The following is an 18750-nucleotide window of genomic DNA, read 5'->3' as shown; positions in this document are numbered from 1 at the left end:
GTCAGGGCGCCTCTCTCGGAGTGAGCGCCGTCAGCACCAACAGGCTGTCGGGCTCGGCGTGGGGCGACAGCCGGGCGTAGGGGTTCGCCTCGTTGGGGAAGCCCGTGAAGCGCTTGGAGTTGGACTCGCCCCAGGACGGGTTCGGGAACAGGGGGATGGCCGGCGCGGTCTCGGAGAAGCGACGCTGCACCTGCGCCATCAGCGCCTGCTGCTCCTCGCGCGAGTCGGTGACCTCGAAGCGCTCCAGGAGCGCGTCCGTCTCCTTGTCGCCGTAGCGCTGCCAGTTGGCGGCGGCGACCTCGCCCACCGGGCGCACCGTCGCGGACGACAGCATCCACTTGTAGAAGGTGTACGGCGTGGGCCCGTCCAGCGACCAGGAGATGGCCAGCTGGAACTCCCCCTTCTGGAGCCGCGCCTGCCACGCGCCGAACTCGTACGTGCGCAGGTGCGCCTGGAGGCCCAGCTTGCGCAAGTCACGCGCGACCACCTGCCCCGCGCGCACCCAGTCCGACCAGCCGCCCACCACCTCGATGTCCAGCGTCAGCGGCGTGCCGTCCGGCTGGCGTCGCAGCCCGTCGGGGCCCAGGGCCAGGCCCGCCTCGTCCAGCAGCCGCGCGGCCTCCTTCGCGTCGTGGCGCACCCACGCGTCGTCCGCGACGTCCGCGTCCCGCCAGCCCGTGTACGCGTCATTGAGGCCCGTGGCGTCCGCCGGCCGCGTGTAGCCATACATGGCGATTTCGACCAGCCGCTCGCGGTCCAGCGCCATGCTCAGCGCCTTGCGCACGCGCACGTCGTTCAGCGGCGGCCGGGTGGTGTTGGGGTAGAGGAAGACGGTGCTGCCGAAGAGGGGGAACCAGCGCGCGTGGTGCTTCGGGTCCTTGGCGACGAAGGTGCGGTCCACCGCGGGGACGAAGTTGCCCGCCCAGTCCACCTCGCCCTCCACCAGCGCCAGGTTCGCCTGGTCATTGGTGGGGAAGGCCAGGAAGCGCAGCGCCCGGACGGCGGGCTTGCCCGGCTGCCAGTAGTATGGGTTGCGGCTCAGCTCGTACACCTGATTGCGGAAGACACTGACTTGCGTGAAGGGCCCGGTGGCCACCGGGCTCGGGTTGGTGAACGTCACCGGGTCGGCGACGAGCTCCCAGATGTGGCGCGGGACGATGGGCTGCGCGGCCAGGTCCCCGAGGCCCGGGATGAAGGTGCGGGAGAACTGGAAGGCGACGGTGTGCGGCCCTTCGGCGCGCACGTCCGAGAGGAAGCGCCACACGCCGCCCGCGTCCAGGGCCGCGTGCTTGCGCAGCAGTTGGAAGGTGTAGGCCACGTCCTCGGCGGTGAAGGCCTTTCCGTCGGACCAGCGCACGCCCTCGCGCAGCGTGAAGCGAAGGGTGCGGCGGTCCTCGGACCACGCGTGGCCGGTGGCCAGCCATGGCTGGTAGTCACCCTTCGACGGTGTGTACAGCTCCAGGCACTCGTAGATGCCCGCGCGCGTGGGCCAGCGGGAGCCCGCGCCCGGGAAGAGCGGGTTGAAGTTTCGCACCCACGCGCTGTGCTGCTCCACGGAGACGAAGAGGGTCCCCGGCGGACGCGGACGGGGCTCGTTCGAGCACGCCGCGCACAGGAGCAGGAGGAGGGCGGAGGCGGCGAGGCCCGCGGGCCTCATTCCACCCTCGTGTAGGCGCGCACGTAGTCCACTCGCATCTGCTGAGGGAACTGCGTGGTGCCGTCCACAGGTCCCACGAAGCCGCCACCCACCGCGACGTTCAGGATGAGGAAGTGCGGATGGTCGAACACCCAGCGGGCGTTGCCCGGCAAGTCCCGGGGCGTCACTTCCATGAAGGCGATGTCATCCACGAACCAGCGGATGCGGTCCGGGTCCCACTCCACCGCGAAGAGGTGGAAGTCCTCGTAGATCTTGCCGCCGGCGACGACATGCTCCTCGCCCACGTTCTCGCCGCCGGAGTAGCCCGGCCCATGTAGTGAGCCTCGGACGATGGCGGGCAGCTGGCCCCGGTGCTCCATGATGTCGATTTCGCCGCAGGTGGGCCAACCCACCTGGCCGAAGTTCGCGCCCAGCATCCAGAAGGCCGGCCAGATGCCCTTGCCCGTGGGGAGTTGGATGCGCGCCTCGAAGCGTCCGTAGGTCCGCTCGAACTTGCCGCGCGTGGTGAGGCGCGCGGAGGTGTAGTCGTTGCCCTGATAGCGCTCGCGCCGCGCGGTGATGATCAGCCGGCCTTCGCCGTCCAGCGACGCGTTCTCCGGCCGCGCGGTGTTGTGCTCGTACTGGCCGTTGCCCCAGCCGTCTCCTCCGACGTCCGCGCTCCACCGGTCCGCGGAGGGCCGCGCCCCCGCCGGTCCGTCGAACTCGTCCTGCCACACCAGACGCCAATCCTGACGCTCGGGCTGTTGAGTGGTGGGAGGCGGGTCCATGCGTCCTGAGCGGGCCGGGTCACAGGCCAGGCTTCCCAGGAGCGCGAACCACGGAAGGAGTCGGCTGGGCGTCATGCGGATTTTCCGACGTGTTGGAGGGGGAATAACGTGCGGTCCCGAAGGGCCGCCTGGAGCACGAGTGTGGCTGCGCCCACCGCGATGGACTTGTCGCCCAGCGCGGAGGTGACGATGCGCGTCTCCGCCATGGACGTGGACAGCGCGCGCTTGCGCACCGACGCCCGCAACGGGTCCAACAAGAGGTCTCCCACCGAGGAGATTTCGCCGCCGAGCACCACGATGGCGGGGTTGAGCAGGTTGAGCAGGCCCGCGACGGCGACGCCCAGGTACTGGCCCAGCCCGTCGATGATCTGTCGCGCCGCCGGGTCTCCCGCGCGCGCGCCTTCGACAATCTCTCGCACCGTGGGCGCCTTGCGGCCCTTGGTGCCCATCAGCTCCCGCGCGCGCTCCACCAGCGCCCCGGAGCCGATGAGCGTGACGAGGCAGCCGCGCAGGCCGCACAGGCACGGCGGGCCCGCCGAGTCGACGGCGATGTGGCCAATCTCTCCGGCCGTGCCTCCGGCGCCGCGGTACACGTCGCCGTGGATGATGTGGCCGGAGCCGATGCCCGTGGCCAGCTTGATGTACGTCAGGTCCTCGCCGCCGATGCCCGCGCCCCAGTAGCACTCCGACAGCGCGCCGAGGTTCGCGTCGTTGTCCACGAACACCGGCAGGTCGAACGTCGTGCTCAGCGCCTCGCGCACGTCGTAGCCGCGCCACGCGGGCAGGATGAGCGGAGACATCTTCCCGGGCGCGGACGGGTGCACGGGGCTGGGCGCGGCCACGCCCAGGCCCACCACGGAGCGCCGGGGCACGCGCTCGGCGTCCAGGCACTCCTGCACCAATGTCCGCACCGTCTTCAGCGTGCCCTCCGGGTCATTGCGAACTTGCTGTGAGGCCGTGCGGTGGGTGCGCACGCGACCTCTCAAGTCGGTGAGCACCACGGTGACGTGGGTGGCGCCCATCTCCACGCCGAGGATGCTGAAGGCGTCGTCGCGAAAGCCGATGAGGGTGGGGCGGCGACCGCCTCGGGAGACGCCAGCGCCGATGCTGCGCACCAGCCCCGAGTGCTCCAAGTCCGCGACGATGGCCGACACGGTGGACGGGCTCAGCTCCGTCCTCCGGGCAATCTCCGCCCGGGAAATCTGGCGCTCGCGCCAGATCATGTTGAGCAACAGGCTGCTGTTCTGCGCCCGCATGCCCGCCGCGTCGACCGTCAGTGCCGCCGTTCCCACTTTCATCGTCCCCTTACGCTCCATTCCGCCGCGCGGAAGGCGCGGTGGGTGTCATCTCCACTGGATGTCGTCGATGTAGATGACGACCGGGGAAGGCTTGCTCCCCGCGACCCAGCCGAAGCCACCCACCACCTTCCGGTATCGGACGCGGCTGACGTCGATTGTGTACTCCTTTGGCTCCGCCGTGAGCGTCTGGTCTCCGGTATCGAGGGTGAAGCCGTCGGCCTTGGTGTTCAGCCCCACCAGGAACTTGACGACCTCGCCTCCCTGGGCGCCCCACGCATAGAAGGACAGGACGGAAGCCCCCTCGGGGACCTCGAAGCCCGGCAGGTCACCCCAGTTGCTCTCGGGGTACTGCCACCACACCCCGCCCCAGCCGTTGGTGCCCGCCGTGTAGGTGAACTTGTGGCAGTCGCCCTTGCCCGTGCCCGGCCGCGTCGCGGCGCACTCAGGGGCGGAGACGATGGTGCCCTGCTCGCCGTCACCCATGTAGCCGCTGGGGGCCCAGTGGCCATCCACCGTCAGGGGCAGCGCGATGGTGGGGCCCGCGTCGGGAGTTCCGGAGTCGGGGGGGCCCGCGTCGGGGGTTCCGGAGTCCACCGGCCCCGAGTCAGGCGTGCCCGAGTCGGGAGTCCCGGAGTCCACGGGCCCCGAGTCAGGCGTGCCCGAGTCGGGCTTCGTCCCCGCGTCGGTCTGCGTGTCCGGCGGATTGTCGTCGTCCTCCGGATCACACGCTCCAAGCAGACTCATCGTGGCGAGCATCCCCGCCGCGGCACACGTCCAGGCGAAACGCTTGTGTTGCATGGGCTTCCCCTCCCTGCTGGAAAACTTCGTTCGCACTGCGAAGAAACCAGTCGACGCAGCGAGCCCGCGCTCGCGTGGTGCGATGCGTCATGAAAGCGCTTTGCTTCAGAGGAGAGTGAGGTGACTCACGCCGTGCCCATCCGCCTAAACCCCCGGGGCCCACCGTCACTCCGTCACGAACCCGTGCTTCATTTGTTCGAGTGACGAAGAAAGTACCAGCGACGTTGGTTGGATTGCAAGACACGGTGTCAGGCGTGTTCCAGCTCAATGCCTGACGCGACGCGGCGATGGCGCGTGAGAGGGATAGGCGCGCGCGAGCGGTTGAAGGGGGCTGGAGGTGCGCCGGAAACTTTGTTCGGACGGCGAACTAAGTTGGGGGCGGGGAGTGTCGGGTCATCCTGGAAGGGCACTGGACGGGGTGCTGCTCACGTCCGGCTCAGAGCGGAATGACGACGGCGAGGGCCACCATAGCGTGGGGCCCTCGCCTTGAGAAGTTTCATCCAACGAGAAGAGGAAGGCCTCAGCGGGGCGCGGCGCTCGTGGTGAGCAGTCGCGTCATGGAGAGGGTGAAGTCGTAGTAGGCGCCACCGTAGGGCGGCGGCGGCGGGTTCTGCGTCATCCAGGTGGCGAGCTGCTCGGGGGTACCCTGGGGGAGTGCCGCGCGGGCCTGCTCGAAGTAGCCCATGAAGTATCGGAGGTCGGTGTCCGACGCCGTCAGCGCGCCTCGGGGGGCGAAGAGCCCCAGCATCTGGTCGACTTGCGTCGCATCCAGCTCGAAGGCGCCGGCCAGCTTCACCAGGCTGCTGGTGTCGGTGATGCCCTGGGCGATGAACTCCCGCATGCCCGGGTAGTCGATGCCGAGCGTCGCCAAATCCCTGACCTGGTTGGGATGGTCCATGACGAGGTTCACCCGGGCCGCCGCGTCGGGCACGCCCAGCTCGGTGGCCCGGCGGATGACGGCCTCGCGCACCTGGTCGTCGTGGATGCCCTGCTCCCACGCCTTGCCAATCTCATTGAGGATGAAGAGGCCGACGGAGACCGCGATGCCCGTGCCGCCGGTGAGGACGCCGCAGAAGGACAGCGCTCCCGCGGCGATGGTCGCCGCCTGCACGCCCACCTGGAGATAGGTGCCGTTGTTCTTCTCCTCGCGCGACAGGAGCTCCAGCGTGTTGATGCTCGCCGTCAGCGCCCCCAGGATGTTGCCCGACTTCCCGATGAGCCTGGCGAGCGCGGGGGCCTCCGCCGCGAAGTCGGCCGCATGCGCCGCGGCGCCCGCCGTCGACGGGAAGCGTCCAGCGACAGTGGCGGTGACGCGCTGGAGCACCGACGCGACGGTGGTGAGGCTCCCGCTGATGGCTGCGGCGCCCATGCCCACCCTGCTCATGGGGGCGGCGATGCTCTTGAGGACGTTCGGCTCGGCGAGGACCTCCGGCCGCGTGAGCATCGCGACCGACAGCGCGGAGGAGAACAGCGCGGAGGCGCCCTGGGTCCCCTGCGCCGCCGCGTGGGTCGACAGGGCGGTGAGGGCGGCGACATCGCCGGTGACGGCCCGCGACAGCGTGTCCAGCGTCGCGGTGGGGTCGCTTCCGAGGATGCTCGTCCGCACCCCGGGAGGCATCCGCTCGATGAGCGCCCGACTCGCGGCCACGGCCTGCTCGGGCGACTGGCCCAGGGCCATGGCGTCCGCCATGGTGGCGTTGAGCGCCGGGCCATAGACGTCGCGCTCCAGGTCATGACCGGCGCCCGCGGCCACGCTCGACAGCAGCGCGCCTCCCTCGGCCAGGAAGTCCACGGCGGCGCCGGCTCGCGGGGAGTTGGCCACCAGGGCCAGTCCCTCGAACAGCGGGATGGCCGCCGAGGGCGTCGTGTAGGGCGAGCCCTGGTAGTGGGCGTCCAGGTAGCCCTTGATGGCGTCGCCCTCCGTCTCCAGGTGCGTGGCGAAGTCGGCCACGGCCGCGTCGCGCGCGGCATAGGTGGAGGCGTTGCTCTCGCGGTAGGCGGTGATGTACGCGTCGCGCTCCTGCTGCGTCATCGTGGGGCCGAGCAGCGCGAGGTCATCCGTGAGCTGGACCTCCACCGCGTCGACGGCCTGCTGCGCGCCAGTGGCCGACGCTGACAGCGTCTGCATCCGGGCGTAGGCGTCCGCGCCCGTCAGGCCCGGGGCGACCTGCGCGAGCGAGGAGGTCGCGACGGTGGCGCTGTCACCCCCTCGAGTGACCAGTCCGCCCTGGCCCAGTCCGCCCAGGCTCGAAAGGCCCTTCGCGCCTCCGGCCTTGGACACGGCGTCGCCGGCCCCGTCTCCGTTCCGCGCGGCCCACTTGCGCGCGGAGGCCTTCCGGCTGTCGGCGGGCTCGAAGCCGCTGTCCTCCTTCTTCTGGTAGCGAGGCGTGGGCGGCGGAGGAGGTGGGGGTGGCGGCGTGGGCGGATTCGGGCGGACGGTGGTGGCGTCCTGATGGTGCGTCGGGGCGAAGGACGGCGTCTGGCTCTGCGGAATCCGGGGCATCGGGCGCGACCTCGCGGTGGAAACTTTCATTTGAAGTGTCGCGGCTCGCCCGACGCGGGGTGAATTAAACCGAGTTAAATCCGCGCACGCTCGGGGCCCGGCGGGACAGGAATCCGGGCGCGGGTCACCTGTTGTCCGCCTTCATGAGCGCGTTGAGTCGACGTTCCGTCGTGCTGGGATTGGGGTCCTGCGCCGTGGGCGCGGTGGCTTGCACCTGTGCGTCCCAGGCCGAGGCTGTCCCCGTGGCGCCCCGCGTCAGGGAGCGGCTCTACGTCTGCGAGGGCTGTGAAGCAGTCGCCGAGCGGGCCCCGGGGCGTTTGACGCCCACCGTCCAGTTGGCCAGCGCCGAGGAGCCGGGAGCGCGGATGACGCTGACGGGGCGCGTGTTGAGCGCCGAGTCACGCGAGCCCGTCGCGAAGGTCGTCATCTACGCGCATCACACCAACGCGGCCGGGCTGTACGCGAATGGCACGTTGGAGTCCGAGTGGAGCCGTCGTCATGGCCGGTTGCGCGGGTGGGCCAGGACGGGTGCGGATGGCGTCTATACGTTCGACACCATCAAGCCCGCGCCCTATCCGAACGACACCCTGCCGGCGCACGTGCACCTGTTCCTCGGCGAGCCTGGACGACCTCCGTACTACGTCGATGACGTCGTGTTCGACGGAGAGTTCGGCGTGACGCCGCGGTACCGCGCGCAGCAAGAGTTGCGAGGTGGAAGCGGCATCGTGAAGCTGTCACGCACGGCCGCCGGCGTGTGGCTCGCGAGCCGGGACATCGTCCTGGAACGGCACCCCTGACGCGAGCGCGCGGGGCGCTCAGAACGGCGCCAGCTGGAAGGCCTCCATGAGGAGCGGCAGGGGTCGCGCGCTCCACAGCACGGCCCACTGTCGTTCATTCACGCCGCGCATATGGACGTCGCCCACGTACATCGCGACGGCGGCGCGGGCCTCCAGGTCGATGAGGAGCGCGCCTGTCTCACCCGACACCTCGAAGGACCGGTCGTCCGTGGCCGCGACGAGCACTTCGTTTCCGCCGTTCTGGCCCACGGAGATGATGCGGCCGTGACGCAGGCCTCCCCGGTAGGAGTACTTCATCACGGTGCTGCCCACGCGGGGCGCCGCCACGCGGGGCACCCAGGGCACGGGCGGGTACTCGTCCGTGCCGCGCTCCTCCGGGTTCACGGGCGCGGCGATGCATGCGCCAAGCTGTCCCGGGGGGTTCCACTCCCTGGCTCCCGTGGCCACCACCTGGGCGACCCGGGTGTTGGTGGTGACATGGCGGAGCCAGCGCCCCTCGGCACGGCGGTCCACGATGCCGTCCTGGGCCAGCGGAGCGGCTCCAGGTTGTGGCACCAGGCCTCCCATCGCGAGGCCGGGCGCCGGTGGGAGCATGGGTGGTCCCAGCCGGTGCTCCGTGGTGAGCAGCACGGGGGCGCCGGACGCGCGCTGGCGGAACCAACCTCCGAGGGACGTCTCGTAGGGACTGCCCTCCTCGCTCAGCGGCTCGCCGGCGATCAACCGGGGGCCTTTTCTGAAGCCGCGCATGCTCATGGTCCTGACTTCTACAGCTCGCTCAAGCCCGGGTCGAACAGGTAGCTGAGCTTGACGAGGAACTCGCGGGAGAACACGGGCATGGGCGCGTGGCCGCCGTTGTACGGCTGGGCGATGCGGAAGTTCGTGCCGAGCAGGTTGTAGACGCCCGCGCCAATCTCCAGCCCCCGCGTGCCCACGTTCTCCGCGCGCACGTAGAGGTTGAGCAGCAGCTGCGTGGGAAGCTCCTCCACCGCCGAGGCGCCTTCGTCGTCCGGCACGTCCACCGCGAATCTCCGTCCCACGAGCACGGCCGTCGGATTCACGGACAGCCACGGCTGCACCTTCAGGCTGCCCGCCAGCGAGGCCTTGTGCGTGGGCATGCCGGTGAAGGCGTTGGAGTGCCCGGGCACCTGATAGTCCGCCACGTCGTTGCGGCCCGACGGCGCATAGAACGAGTAGCTGAGCGCCGCGCGGCCCCAGCTCCCCTTGACGTGGTAGTCCAGCTCGATGCCCCGGCTGCCCAGCCGTCCCAGGTTCCGGTATGCCTCTTCGTTCGTCACCGCGTCGTACGAGTAGATGATGGGGTCCGACACGCCCACGTCGAAGGCGTTGGCGCTCAGCGCGTGGCCGTCACCGAAGCGCAGCGTGCCCTCCAGCTCGTACACGGTGGTGCGCTCGGGCTTCACGTCCGCGCCCAGGCTGATGTTCTCGATGCCCGGCGCGCGGAACGCGCGGCTGAAGAGCGCCTTGGCGCTGAACGGACCAAAGCCGCGCAGCAGCACCAGCCGGGGGACGAACGAGCTGCCGAAGTCGCTGTGGTTCTCGTACCGCGCGCCCGCGACGACGGTGACGAAGGGGTTCTCCGAGAACGCCTCCACGAAGCCCGCGACGTTGAGGTACGAGACGCTGAGGGTGCCGTCCTCGCCAAAGGCCGTCTGGAGGCCCACGTCCGCGGGGCCCTTGAGCTTGCCCTGGTCCGACGCCACGTCCACGCCGCCGGTGAGCTGCAGGAAGTCCAGCGCCGCCCAGCGCGCCATCGTCCGGCCGCGCAGCCGCATCACCCGCTTCTCGTAATAGAACTCGGAGGCCTGGTCCGCGTCGCGGAACGGCTCGGCGAGCGTCAGGTTGAAGCGGGGGATGATCTCCACCCGCTCGCTGGGACGGAAGCGGTTGCTCAGCTCCGCGTGGAAGGACTCGAAGTCGGAGGACGAGGGCGCGTCCAGCACCTCGTCGAAGGCGACGATGGCCGACGTCGCGAAGCGCTGGTACAGCACGCTCAGCTGGAGGTCCCGGTAGCCCACGCCCGCCTGCACCGTCGTCGGGTCGAGCTTCGTGTTGCCGCCCATGTCGGCGGTGTTGCCGAAGAAGTCCTGGAACTGGGCGTCGCTGCGCTGGCCCTGGCCCAGTGACGCGGAGGCGAAGACGCTCAGGCCAGGCGCGGACTCGAACACCTTGCGTCCCGACAGCGTCAGGCTCCGCCGGCCGTTGACCTTCTCCAGCTGTCCGTACGTGCCGGACACCATCAGGTCCGTGCTGCCCTGCACGCCTCGGGTGATGACGTTGATGACGGCCAGCTCCGCGTTGCCGCCGTAGATGACCGAGCCGGGGCCGCGCACGACCTCGATGCGCTCGATGAGCTCCACGGGCAGCTCGTTGCCCAGCTGCATCGTCGAGTAGAGCTGCTCGTTGAGCTCCTTGCCGTCGACGACGAGCAGCACCTTGCCCTCGTAGCCCCACAGGCCGCGGAAGCCGGGGCCGACGGCGCCCTGGGTGTCCACGCCGAAGAAGAAGCCCGGCACCTGGAGCAGCAGGTCCATCAAGTCCCGCGCGCCCGAGTTGCGAATCTCCTCCGCCGTCATCGACGTCACCACGGCCGGCGAGTCGCGCAGTTTTGTAATCGCGAACGACGCCACCTGGCTGTGCACGTCGGACTCCTCGTCGAGCGGGAGGTCCTGGGCCTCGGCGGGCGTCGGCGCGGGCGCGGTCTCGGAAGGAGGCTCGGACGTCTCCAGCTCCCACTGGGCGAGGGCGGAGGGAGCGCCGCAGAGCAGCAGCGGGAGCAGCAGGGGACGTGGCCAGCGAAGGCGGAGCGGCATGGGGGGTGGACCTCAGGGCAAGGACGGGGCGTGGGCGGCCAGGGCCCGCGTCCGACAAGGATGGGGAGACAGCGGTGCGCGGTGGGGTTCAGCGCACCCGGACGGCCGTGCGACGACCCGGCTCGACCTCGACGCTCATGCGACGCTTCACCTCGCCGTTGACGCGGACCTCCACGCGGGCGGGGCCGGCGGGGAGGTTCTGGGCGACGAGCGGCGGAAAGCCATAAGGGCGGTTGTTGACCCAGACCTCGCCGTAGAGCGCGGGCGAGGTGATATCCAGCTCACCCCGGCCCGTCGCGGCGGCCTTGGCGACCTGGGGCGCGGCGGCGGCCACGGGCGTGGGCGCGCGGGGCTCCACTCCAGCGGCGGGCGCGGCGACAGCGACGGGCGGGGTGGGCGCGGCGGGCCGCGCGGCGACGGGCTGAGGCGGGGCGAGCTGCTCGCTGACGTCGCGGTTGATGGAGCGCACCGCGTCCTCCTCCAGCTCCACCGTCTCCTCCACCAGTCGCCGGTCGCCCTGCGCGAGCGCCACGCGGTAGGTCCCCGCGCGCAGCGGCAGGCGCGCGGGCGTCAGGTCCACGGCCTTCCCATCCACCTGCACCACGAGGCCCGGCGGCGTGGACGTCACCAGCAGCAGGCCGCCGCGAGGCTCCTCCAGCACGGTGGGCTCCTCCTTGGGCTGCGGCACGCGAGCGGAGGTGGGAGTGGTCCTGGAGGCACGCGTCCGGGCGGACTGTCGCGCCGGAGATTCCCGCGTCGCCTTGGCCTGCTCCGAGCGTCCCCGGTTGCGCTCGCGCGACTGGAGGTCGGTGGCGATGCGCAGCAGCTCCACCAGGTCTCCGCCGGGTGTCTTTCGCAGGCTCAGCGCCTCGGTGAACTCGCTGACGGCGGTGTCGTAGTCCCGGTCTTCCAGCGCGGCGAGTCCGGCGGCGCGGCGCGCGCGGGACAGGCCTTCGCTCGGGTCATCCACGGGAGGCGGAGGCGGGGTGGTGGCCGTGGCGGACTGCGTCGGGGGCGTGGCGGGAGCGGCGGTGGGAATAGGGTCATGCGTGCGGCGTTTGCGCACCACCACGTAAGCCATGGCGTTGACGGCGAGTGTTCCGACGACGATGACGGCAATCCAGTTGTTCTGTTTCATCCGCTTCTCGGTCTCACCGCACGCGCCACATCAGCCCGGGCACGAAGGCCGTCACGCTTCAGACGACGAAGTACCAGAACAGGGCACTGGCGCAGGCCGCGGCTCCCGCGGTCAGCACGACGGGCCAGGGGAAGGGCGGCTCGCTCAGGTCCACGGGGATGGACACGGGGAGGGCGGCCACCGGGCTGCGCATGGTGGGCGAGGTCCGCTCCTCCACGGGGGGCGCAAGCCGCGAGATGGGGCTCGGCGTGCGCTCGAAGGGGATGCTCCCACCGGACATGCCGCTGCCGGGCGACGAGCCGAACGCGGACAGCGCGGTGACGTGCTGCCCCGTCGTGTCGGCGGGGAACAGCGACGTCACCAGCGCGGCCAGCTCGCGTCCGCCCGACGTCCACTGCTGCGAGGCGCGGAAGCGCTCCAGGTCCATCGCCAGCTCGCGAGCGCTCTGGTAGCGCGCGTCGGGCTCCTTCTCCAACAGGCGCAGGATGATGCGCTCCAGCTCCGGCGCGAAACCGGGTGACACCTGCGAAGGCGGTGTTACCTGCACCTGGGTGGCGGCGACGATGGTCTGCTCCACCGTGTCGCGCTTGAACAGGCGGCGCCCGGTGGAGGACTCGTAGAGGACGATGCCCAGGGAGAAGAGGTCCGAGCGGTGGTCCAGCTCCCGGTTGGTAATCTGCTCCGGGGACATGTACGCGTACTTGCCCTTCACCACGCCCACGCTGGTGCGCTCCACGTTCACCGCGCTCTTCACGATGCCGAAGTCGGCCAGCTTGATGATGCCGTCGCGCGACACCAGCACGTTGCCCGGCGTGACGTCGCGGTGCACCAGCTTCAGCGGCGTGCCGTCCGGCAGCGTCTTCGAGTGCGCGTACGCCAGCGCGTCCGCCACCGCGATTCCCACGTCCACCGCCACGCGCTGGCCCAGGGGGAAGTGCGACTTCCACGCGTGCCGCAGCACCCTGTCCAACGCCTGGCCCTGAATCCACTCCATGGCCAGGTAGTACTGGCCATCAATCTTCCCGAAGTCGAAGACCTGCACGATGTTCGGATGCGTCAGCAGCGCGGCGACCTTCGCCTCGTCCGCGAACATCCGGCTGAACGCCTCCAGGTTGGCGTACTCCGGCAGCACCCGCTTGATGACACACGGCTTGGAGAAGCCGTCCGGTCCGTCGATGGAGGCCAGGAAGATGTGCGCCATCCCACCCGCCGCGAGCCTTTGCAGAATTCTGTATTTCCCGAAATAGACGTCTTCAACGGGAACCGGCACTGGCGCGTCGAGCCTGTCCAACTGTCGCCTCAGGAATTAGCTGTAAGGCGAGAAAGATACAGTTGGTTTGCCTACCCCACAAGTTCGCGACCCTCGGGTGTCAAGCCATTTGGGGAGCAAACTCCGGGAGTTGGGTGGGTCATCCGCGTCGCGGCTTGCTCCGCGTCTTGCGACGGCGTTTGCGTTGGGGGGACGGAGGGGTGACTTCGGCGAAGCGGAGGCCGGAGACGCCCGCGTGCTCCAGGGCCTCCTTGATTCCCTCGGAGACGATGAGGCTGACGGGCCAGCCCCAGGTGCGCAGCACACGGGCGCCCTGGGTCTTCGTCGGGTCGATGCGCAGGCCGCGGACGGTGCGGTAATGACCCACGCGCTCGGGCATGCCGTCCTCGGCGGTGTAGAGGGAGACCTCCGCGCAGGCGCGCTCGTCCAGGCAGGGGATGAGGCGGGTGGCGACGAGGATGAAGAAGGGCTCGGGCTCGTTCTCGACTTCCACGGGGATGAGCTGCACGTCGTCGGGGGCCAGCTCCCGGAAGACGGAGGCCACGGTGGCGTGGACGATGGGGGTGAGGCCCGCGCCCGCCAGGGAGAAGTCCAGGGGGCGGCCGGGGGGCTCGGCGGTCAGCTTCAGCCGGCCCCGGTGCTGCACGGGGATGCCGGAGGTGAAGGACCAGACGGAGCTCTGCTTGCGCCCGCCCCGTGGCACCGGGTCGCTCAGCTCGCGCCGGGCCGGGTTGCGGAAGTCGTCATGCAGGTCGAAGTAGCGGGCCGCGCGCTCTGACTGCTGCGAGGCGCGGCGGGCGGCGGGTGCTCGGCGGGTGCGGTCCGGAGCCTCCTCGGAAGGTACCTCGCCGCCGCGTGGAGTCCCTTCGTCGGAGCTCGGACCCGGAATGCTCCGCGCGAGCAGCCGGAGCGCTTGGGTGAGCCGCCTGAACATCCCGCGATGTTACTTCGCCCGTCCCGGGTGGGAGCGAGCGGAACGTGAGGGGGCCGGTCCGTTGCCTGCTTCACGTCCCGCCCTGCGGGCGGCCTACCAGGACGTGTGGAGCGCGTACTGGCCGGCGCGGGTGTCCAGGCTGAGGAAGGAGAACTTCCCCTCCGAACAGGTGCCGCTGTTGAGGAACAGCCGGCTGCCGTGCTCCACCTTCATTCCCCTGTGCGTATGGCCGGTGACGACGATGTCCGCGTTGCTGTCACTGGCGCGCGCCAGGGCCCACTGCTGGAAGGTGCACCGCGCCGGGTCCGGCAGCGCGGGCATCAGGCGGGCGTCCAGCGCCTGGAACATGCGGAACATCGCGCGCAGGTGCATGCGCCGCAGCCACCCGCCCGCCCACACCGAGGCCTCCGAGAACCAGCGCGCCTTGCGGATGACCCAGTCGTGGTGATGCCCGTGGGTGAACAACATCCGGATGCCGTCGGCCTCGAGCACCAGCTGCTCCGGCGCGCCGAGCGCCGTGCCGGCGACGAGGTCATGGTTGCCGTGGACGTAGTGGTACTGGGGCTCGGCGAAGCGGCGCACCAGCTCCGGGTGGGCGGCGCGCGCCGCGGCCAGCTCGGCCGCCTGGTGGCCGGGGGCGCGCGAGGTGAGCGTCTCGAAGATGTCGCCCAGCAGGACGATGCGCTCGAAGTCGCCTTCCAGCGTGCGCAGGAAGCGGACGAAGGAGGAGTCCTCGTGGCCGAAGTGGTCCGCCACGTCGCGTCTGCCCAGGTGGAGGTCCGAAATCACCGCGATGCGCATGCAGTATTCCCCTCCCGCGCGGTTGCAAGGTCGGGGCCCATTTCCATGAGTAACGGGGCCAGGGCTTCCCCGCAAAGCTGCGCACGCCCGTCGCATTCGTCCACGACTCGAGGGCCCCGATTTCGATTTGCAATCGTGTTCTTTGGACACTAAGACTGTGTTGAAGATACACGAAGCAGCGAGGGCGGGCGCATGGTCATCGGGTACATGAAGGCGGCACCGACGTCGTACGTGATGCGGTTCGAGGACGGGAAGGTGGTGCGAGAGGGGGCGGGGCTCTCGTTCTTCTACTGGAAGCCGTCGGCGACGCTGGTGAGCGTGCCGCTGTCGAGCGTGGACGTGCCCTTCGCCTTCAACGAAATCACCCGGGACTTCCAGGCGGTGACGTTGCAGGGGCAGCTCACCTACCGGGTGGCGGACGCGCGCAAGCTGGCGTCGCTCTTGGATTACTCGCTGGGGCCGTCGGGGCGGCACCGCTCGGAGGACCCGGAGAAGCTGCCGGAGCGGCTGGTGCAGGTGGCGCAGGTGCGCGCGCGCACGGTGGTGCAGGGGATGGTGTTGCGCGAGGTGCTGGTGGGCGCGCAGACGATTGAGGCCCAGGTGCTGGCGTCGCTCTCGACGGCGGAGCCCATCCGGGCGCTGGGGGTGGAGGTGATGGCGTTCTCGCTGTTGTCCGCGAAGCCGACGCCGGAGATGGCGCGGGCGCTGGAGGCGGAGGCGCGCGAGGGGCTGCAGCGCCTGGCGGACGAGGCCATCTACGCGCGGCGCAACGCGGCGGTGGAGCAGGAGCGCCGCATCAAGGAGAGCGAGCTGGCGACGGAGCTTGCGGTGCAGGAGCGCCAGCGGCAGCTTCGCGAGGCGAAGATGGCGGGGGACATCGCGGTGGAGGAGCAGCGCTCGGCGCTGATGGAGCGCTGGGCGCAGAACGAGAAGCAGGCCGCCGACGCGCGGGCCTACGCGCTGGAGAAGACGCTGGCGCCGGTGCGCGGGGTGGACTGGAAGACGCTGATGGCGACGTCCGCGAGCGGCGGTGACCCGGCGCTGAACATCGCGCTCGCCTTCCGGGAGATGGCGGAGAACGCGCACCGCATCGGCGAGCTGAACGTGTCGCCGGACCTGCTCAGCTCGCTGCTGAGTGGCGCGGGCTCGAAGCCGCCGCAGGGCAACGCGCGGACCTCGACGCACGGACCGGCCCGCGAGCGCTGAGCCACCAGGAGGGGAGGGGTCATGTTCGAGAAAATCCTGCTCGTCACCCGTCGCACGCGGCTGGCGGGGCTGGTGGAGCGCTTCAACACGAAGAAGCAGGCGAAGTTCTACGTGGAGCACGCCGGGCAGGACTTCGACGAGTTCGAGCGCGAGGACGACGCCTACCTGCGCGCGGTGGACCGGCTCCGCGGCTCGCTGGACGTGGGGCTGCCGGTGCAGCAGGTGGACCGGAGCCTGGTGCCCACCTTCCTCTTCAGCGGGAAGGAAGTCGTGGTGGTGGCCGGGCAGGACGGGCTGGTGGCGAACGTGGCCAAGTACGTGGGCGAGCAGCCGCTGGTGGGCGTGAATCCGGACCCGGAGCGCTTCGACGGTGTGCTGCTGCCCTACGAAGTCGCGGGGGCGCGTGGCGCGGTGCGCAAGGTGCTCGAGGGCAAGGCCCGGGTGCGCGGCGTCACGCTGGCGGAGGCGCAGCTGGAGGACGGGCAGCGGCTGCTGGCGTTCAACGACTTGTTCATCGGCGCGCGGACGCACGTGTCGGCGCGCTACAGGCTGAGCCATGGAGGGCAGGAGGAGTCGCAGTCCTCCAGTGGCGTACTGGTGTCCACGGGGGCGGGCTCCAGCGGGTGGCTGTCCTCCGTCTTCACGCTGGCCCGGAGCCTCACCGCTCAGACAGGTGGTGTGCCGGGCGAGGCGTGGCGGCTGGCGTGGGAGGAGCCCCGGCTGGCCTTCGTGGTGCGCGAGCCCTTCGTGAGTCGTCACTCGGGCGCGGAGGTGGTGGGCGGCTTCGTGACCGCGGAGCAGGAGCTGGTGCTGGAGTCGCGGATGCCGTCGGGGGGCGTCATCTTCAGTGACGGGATGGAGGAGGACTTCCTGGTTTTCGGCGCGGGGGCGCGGGCGCACATCCGTCCCGCCCGGCAGCGCGCGCGGCTGGTGGTGGGCTGAGTTTTCGGGGGGCCGCGTTCCTCGCGGTATGGTGACGCCTCGCGGACGGACGCCTGATGCGTCCCGCGCTGGAACACGCACCAGGAGAGGCTCATGGCCAGGACACTCGCGGTGATGACGTCCGGCGGGGATTCGCCGGGGATGAACACGGCGCTGCGCGCGCTGGTGCGCGTGGCGGCGGTGCGCGGCGTGCGCGTGCTGGGCGTGGAGTTCGGCTACGAGGGGCTGATGGAGGGTCGCTTCCGCGAGCTGACCCGGCCCGATGGCGAGGGCGGCCCGCTGGTGCCGGAGCCGGAGCTGGATGCGAGCGGCCAGCTGGGCGGGACCATCCTCGGCAGCGCGCGCAGCCAGCGCTTCATGACGCCGGAGGGACGCGCGGACGCGGCCCGTCGGTTGGAGGACTTGTCGGGGCTCGTCGTCATCGGCGGCAACGGCAGCCTCACCGGCGCGCACCTGCTGGCGCGTGAGTGCAAGACGCCGATAGTGGGCATCCCCGCGTCCATCGACAACGACATCGGCTGCAGCGCGTCCGCCATCGGCGTGGACACCGCGCTCAACACGATTGTCGAGGCGTGCGACCGCATCTCCGACACCGCGCGCGCCCACCGTCGGGCCTTCATCGTCGAGGTGATGGGGCGGCACTGTGGCTACCTCGCGATGGCGGCGGCCGTCTCCGCTGGAGCCGACGCGGTGCTCTTCCGGGAGCAGGGGCGAGGCGAGGCGGACATCCTCCAGGCGCTGGAGGACCTGGTGCGGCGCAACCTCGCGGAGGGGCGCACCAAGCGCCGGGTGCTCGTGCTGAAGGCGGAGGGCGTGGAGCTGCCGACGCCGCTGCTCGTCTCGCGGCTCCAGGAGCGCTTGAAGGACCTGAAGGGCGTGGAGGCGCGCGGCATGGTGCTGGGCCACCTGGTGCGCGGCGGCAGTCCCACCCACCATGACCGGATGATTGCGGGGCGGCTCGCCTTCGCCGCCGTGGAGGCCGCGCTGGAGGGTGCCACGGACTTGATGGTGGGCTGGCAGTCCACGGTGCCCGGCGGACAGACGACGCCGGACCCGTACGTGAAGCGCTATCCGCTGGAGCAGGTGCTGTCGGAGACGGCGGCGCTGCTGGATGGCAGCAGCCCCGTCACCCAGCGGCGCGTGCGGATGATGGAGTCGGTGCAGGGCGTGCTCGCGCTGTAGCGCGCGAGCGCCCCGTCGCGCCTTACGTGACAGTCACCACGACTTCGGGGCACTTCAGCGCCACGTCGTGGTACTGGCCCGCGAGGGCGGGGACCTTCGACTGGTCCGAGGTGACGTCCATCAGCGGTCCCTGGAAGGTGATGCGGTAGGTGCCCGGCTCCTGGAGCCCGTACGCGGGCGACACGTCCACCGTGCCCTCCACCGACTCGCCAGGCGCGAGGGTGGCGTAGGAGGAGGCGGTCGGCGGAGCGCGCTTCATCATGGGCCCGCCGTAGGGCTGCGCGGAGGCGGCGCCGTCGCGCGACACCAGGAAGATGTCGTTGCGGATGCCCTCCAGCGGCGTGTGCCACTTCAGCACGTACAGGGGCGCCTTCGTGGTGTTGGTAAGCTTGAACACCAGCTCCACCGGCTCGCCCGCCTTCACCCGCGCGGGGCCCGTCAGTGAGCACTCCAGCGTCTTCGCCACGGCTGCCTCCTCTTGCGTCCGCGCATCCGCTGGCGGCGCTGCCTCTGGTTGCGTCCGCGCATCCGCTGGCGGCGCTGCCTCTTCCTTGCGCGTCGCACAGCCCGACCCGGTGATGGCCAGGGTCAACAGCGCGATGCGGCCCACATGTCCACGCGTCATG

The 18750-nt window shown here is 70.5% G+C and carries 16 protein-coding genes; 4 read left to right on the top strand and 12 right to left on the bottom strand.

The window, feature by feature from the left end; all coding sequences use genetic code 11:
- Position 1: 1 nt before the first annotated feature.
- The 5 genes from ACN469_RS32035 to ACN469_RS32015 all read right to left on the bottom strand — a co-directional run bounded on the left by ACN469_RS32035 (position 2) and on the right by ACN469_RS32015 (position 7023).
- Complete coding sequence (locus ACN469_RS32035) at positions 2 to 1657, bottom strand: ABC transporter substrate-binding protein (protein WP_498774093.1); 1656 nt, start codon at positions 1655 to 1657, stop codon at positions 2 to 4.
- A complete protein-coding gene (locus ACN469_RS32030) occupies positions 1654 to 2499 on the bottom strand; it encodes a glycoside hydrolase family 16 protein (protein WP_498774091.1) in 846 nt (281 codons plus the stop codon). Before ACN469_RS32030 ends, ACN469_RS32035 begins: the two co-directional genes overlap by 4 nt.
- The gene (locus tag ACN469_RS32025; RefSeq protein ID WP_498774089.1) at positions 2496 to 3722 is read right to left on the bottom strand and encodes an ROK family transcriptional regulator; all 1227 of its coding nucleotides are present in this window, start codon (positions 3720 to 3722) and stop codon (positions 2496 to 2498) included. Before ACN469_RS32025 ends, ACN469_RS32030 begins: the two co-directional genes overlap by 4 nt.
- Before the next feature lie 45 nt (positions 3723 to 3767).
- Entirely contained in the window at positions 3768 to 4520 is a 753-nt protein-coding gene (locus tag ACN469_RS32020) for a hypothetical protein (protein WP_498774088.1), read from the bottom strand.
- A gap of 520 nt (positions 4521 to 5040) precedes the next feature.
- Positions 5041 to 7023: a hypothetical protein gene (locus tag ACN469_RS32015; RefSeq protein WP_498774086.1), complete on the bottom strand. Its 1983-nt coding sequence runs from the start codon at positions 7021 to 7023 to the stop codon at positions 5041 to 5043.
- A 152-nt stretch (positions 7024 to 7175) separates the two neighbouring features.
- Here ACN469_RS32015 and ACN469_RS32010 point away from each other — a divergent pair, with 152 nt between their 5' ends.
- Positions 7176 to 7820 carry a dioxygenase family protein gene (locus tag ACN469_RS32010; protein WP_498774084.1) on the top strand — a complete coding sequence of 215 codons (645 nt, stop codon included), beginning with the start codon at positions 7176 to 7178 and terminating at the stop codon, positions 7818 to 7820.
- Positions 7821 to 7838: 18 nt separating this feature from the next.
- Here the strand turns inward: ACN469_RS32010 and ACN469_RS32005 are convergent, their stop codons facing one another.
- The 6 genes from ACN469_RS32005 to ACN469_RS31980 all read right to left on the bottom strand — a co-directional run bounded on the left by ACN469_RS32005 (position 7839) and on the right by ACN469_RS31980 (position 14794).
- A complete protein-coding gene (locus ACN469_RS32005; RefSeq protein ID WP_498774082.1) occupies positions 7839 to 8573 on the bottom strand; it encodes a hypothetical protein in 735 nt (244 codons plus the stop codon).
- Positions 8574 to 8584: 11 nt separating this feature from the next.
- A complete protein-coding gene (locus tag ACN469_RS32000) occupies positions 8585 to 10651 on the bottom strand; it encodes a TonB-dependent receptor plug domain-containing protein (RefSeq protein ID WP_498774080.1) in 2067 nt (688 codons plus the stop codon).
- An 88-nt stretch (positions 10652 to 10739) separates the two neighbouring features.
- Positions 10740 to 11789, bottom strand: a complete 1050-nt coding sequence (locus tag ACN469_RS31995) for a PEGA domain-containing protein (protein ID WP_498774078.1) — start codon at positions 11787 to 11789, stop codon at positions 10740 to 10742.
- Positions 11790 to 11847: 58 nt separating this feature from the next.
- Positions 11848 to 13059, bottom strand: coding sequence for a serine/threonine-protein kinase (locus ACN469_RS31990; RefSeq protein WP_498774076.1), 1212 nt, complete (start codon positions 13057 to 13059; stop codon positions 11848 to 11850).
- A 139-nt stretch (positions 13060 to 13198) separates the two neighbouring features.
- Positions 13199 to 13993: an imm11 family protein gene (locus ACN469_RS31985; RefSeq protein WP_498774074.1), complete on the bottom strand. Its 795-nt coding sequence runs from the start codon at positions 13991 to 13993 to the stop codon at positions 13199 to 13201.
- A gap of 93 nt (positions 13994 to 14086) precedes the next feature.
- A complete protein-coding gene (locus ACN469_RS31980) occupies positions 14087 to 14794 on the bottom strand; it encodes a metallophosphoesterase family protein (protein WP_498774072.1) in 708 nt (235 codons plus the stop codon).
- Positions 14795 to 14986: 192 nt separating this feature from the next.
- Between ACN469_RS31980 and ACN469_RS31975 the strand changes: the two genes are divergently transcribed.
- From ACN469_RS31975 to ACN469_RS31965, 3 genes are all read left to right on the top strand, one after another.
- The gene (locus ACN469_RS31975; protein ID WP_498774071.1) at positions 14987 to 16000 is read left to right on the top strand and encodes an SPFH domain-containing protein; all 1014 of its coding nucleotides are present in this window, start codon (positions 14987 to 14989) and stop codon (positions 15998 to 16000) included.
- A gap of 21 nt (positions 16001 to 16021) precedes the next feature.
- Positions 16022 to 16942 (top strand): diacylglycerol kinase catalytic domain-containing protein, encoded by a 921-nt coding sequence (locus tag ACN469_RS31970; RefSeq protein ID WP_498774069.1) that lies wholly within the window; start codon positions 16022 to 16024, stop codon positions 16940 to 16942.
- A 93-nt stretch (positions 16943 to 17035) separates the two neighbouring features.
- Positions 17036 to 18124 (top strand): 6-phosphofructokinase, encoded by a 1089-nt coding sequence (locus tag ACN469_RS31965; protein WP_253998408.1) that lies wholly within the window; start codon positions 17036 to 17038, stop codon positions 18122 to 18124.
- A gap of 22 nt (positions 18125 to 18146) precedes the next feature.
- On the opposite strand, the gene ACN469_RS31960 is transcribed toward ACN469_RS31965, so the two are convergent.
- Entirely contained in the window at positions 18147 to 18749 is a 603-nt protein-coding gene (locus ACN469_RS31960) for a protease (protein WP_498774067.1), read from the bottom strand.
- Position 18750 lies beyond the last annotated feature (1 nt).

Source organism: Corallococcus terminator (assembly GCF_049194865.1).
GTDB classification, from domain to species: Bacteria; Myxococcota; Myxococcia; order Myxococcales; family Myxococcaceae; genus Myxococcus; species Myxococcus terminator_A.
The sequence above is the reverse complement of the archived record's forward strand: the minus strand, read 5'-3'. Positions and strand labels throughout refer to the sequence as shown.

Coding starts and splice junctions, on each gene's coding strand:
- ACN469_RS32035 (WP_498774093.1), bottom strand. CDS start 1,657: ATGAGGCCCGCGGGCCTCGCCGCCTCCGCCCTCCTCCTGCTCCTGTGC.
- ACN469_RS32030 (WP_498774091.1), bottom strand. CDS start 2,499: ATGACGCCCAGCCGACTCCTTCCGTGGTTCGCGCTCCTGGGAAGCCTG.
- ACN469_RS32025 (WP_498774089.1), bottom strand. CDS start 3,722: ATGAAAGTGGGAACGGCGGCACTGACGGTCGACGCGGCGGGCATGCGG.
- ACN469_RS32020 (WP_498774088.1), bottom strand. CDS start 4,520: ATGCAACACAAGCGTTTCGCCTGGACGTGTGCCGCGGCGGGGATGCTC.
- ACN469_RS32015 (WP_498774086.1), bottom strand. CDS start 7,023: ATGCCCCGGATTCCGCAGAGCCAGACGCCGTCCTTCGCCCCGACGCAC.
- ACN469_RS32005 (WP_498774082.1), bottom strand. CDS start 8,573: ATGAGCATGCGCGGCTTCAGAAAAGGCCCCCGGTTGATCGCCGGCGAG.
- ACN469_RS32000 (WP_498774080.1), bottom strand. CDS start 10,651: ATGCCGCTCCGCCTTCGCTGGCCACGTCCCCTGCTGCTCCCGCTGCTG.
- ACN469_RS31995 (WP_498774078.1), bottom strand. CDS start 11,789: ATGAAACAGAACAACTGGATTGCCGTCATCGTCGTCGGAACACTCGCC.
- ACN469_RS31985 (WP_498774074.1), bottom strand. CDS start 13,993: ATGTTCAGGCGGCTCACCCAAGCGCTCCGGCTGCTCGCGCGGAGCATT.
- ACN469_RS31980 (WP_498774072.1), bottom strand. CDS start 14,794: ATGCGCATCGCGGTGATTTCGGACCTCCACCTGGGCAGACGCGACGTG.
- ACN469_RS31975 (WP_498774071.1), top strand. CDS start 14,987: ATGGTCATCGGGTACATGAAGGCGGCACCGACGTCGTACGTGATGCGG.
- ACN469_RS31970 (WP_498774069.1), top strand. CDS start 16,022: ATGTTCGAGAAAATCCTGCTCGTCACCCGTCGCACGCGGCTGGCGGGG.
- ACN469_RS31965 (WP_253998408.1), top strand. CDS start 17,036: ATGGCCAGGACACTCGCGGTGATGACGTCCGGCGGGGATTCGCCGGGG.
- ACN469_RS31960 (WP_498774067.1), bottom strand. CDS start 18,749: ATGACGCGTGGACATGTGGGCCGCATCGCGCTGTTGACCCTGGCCATC.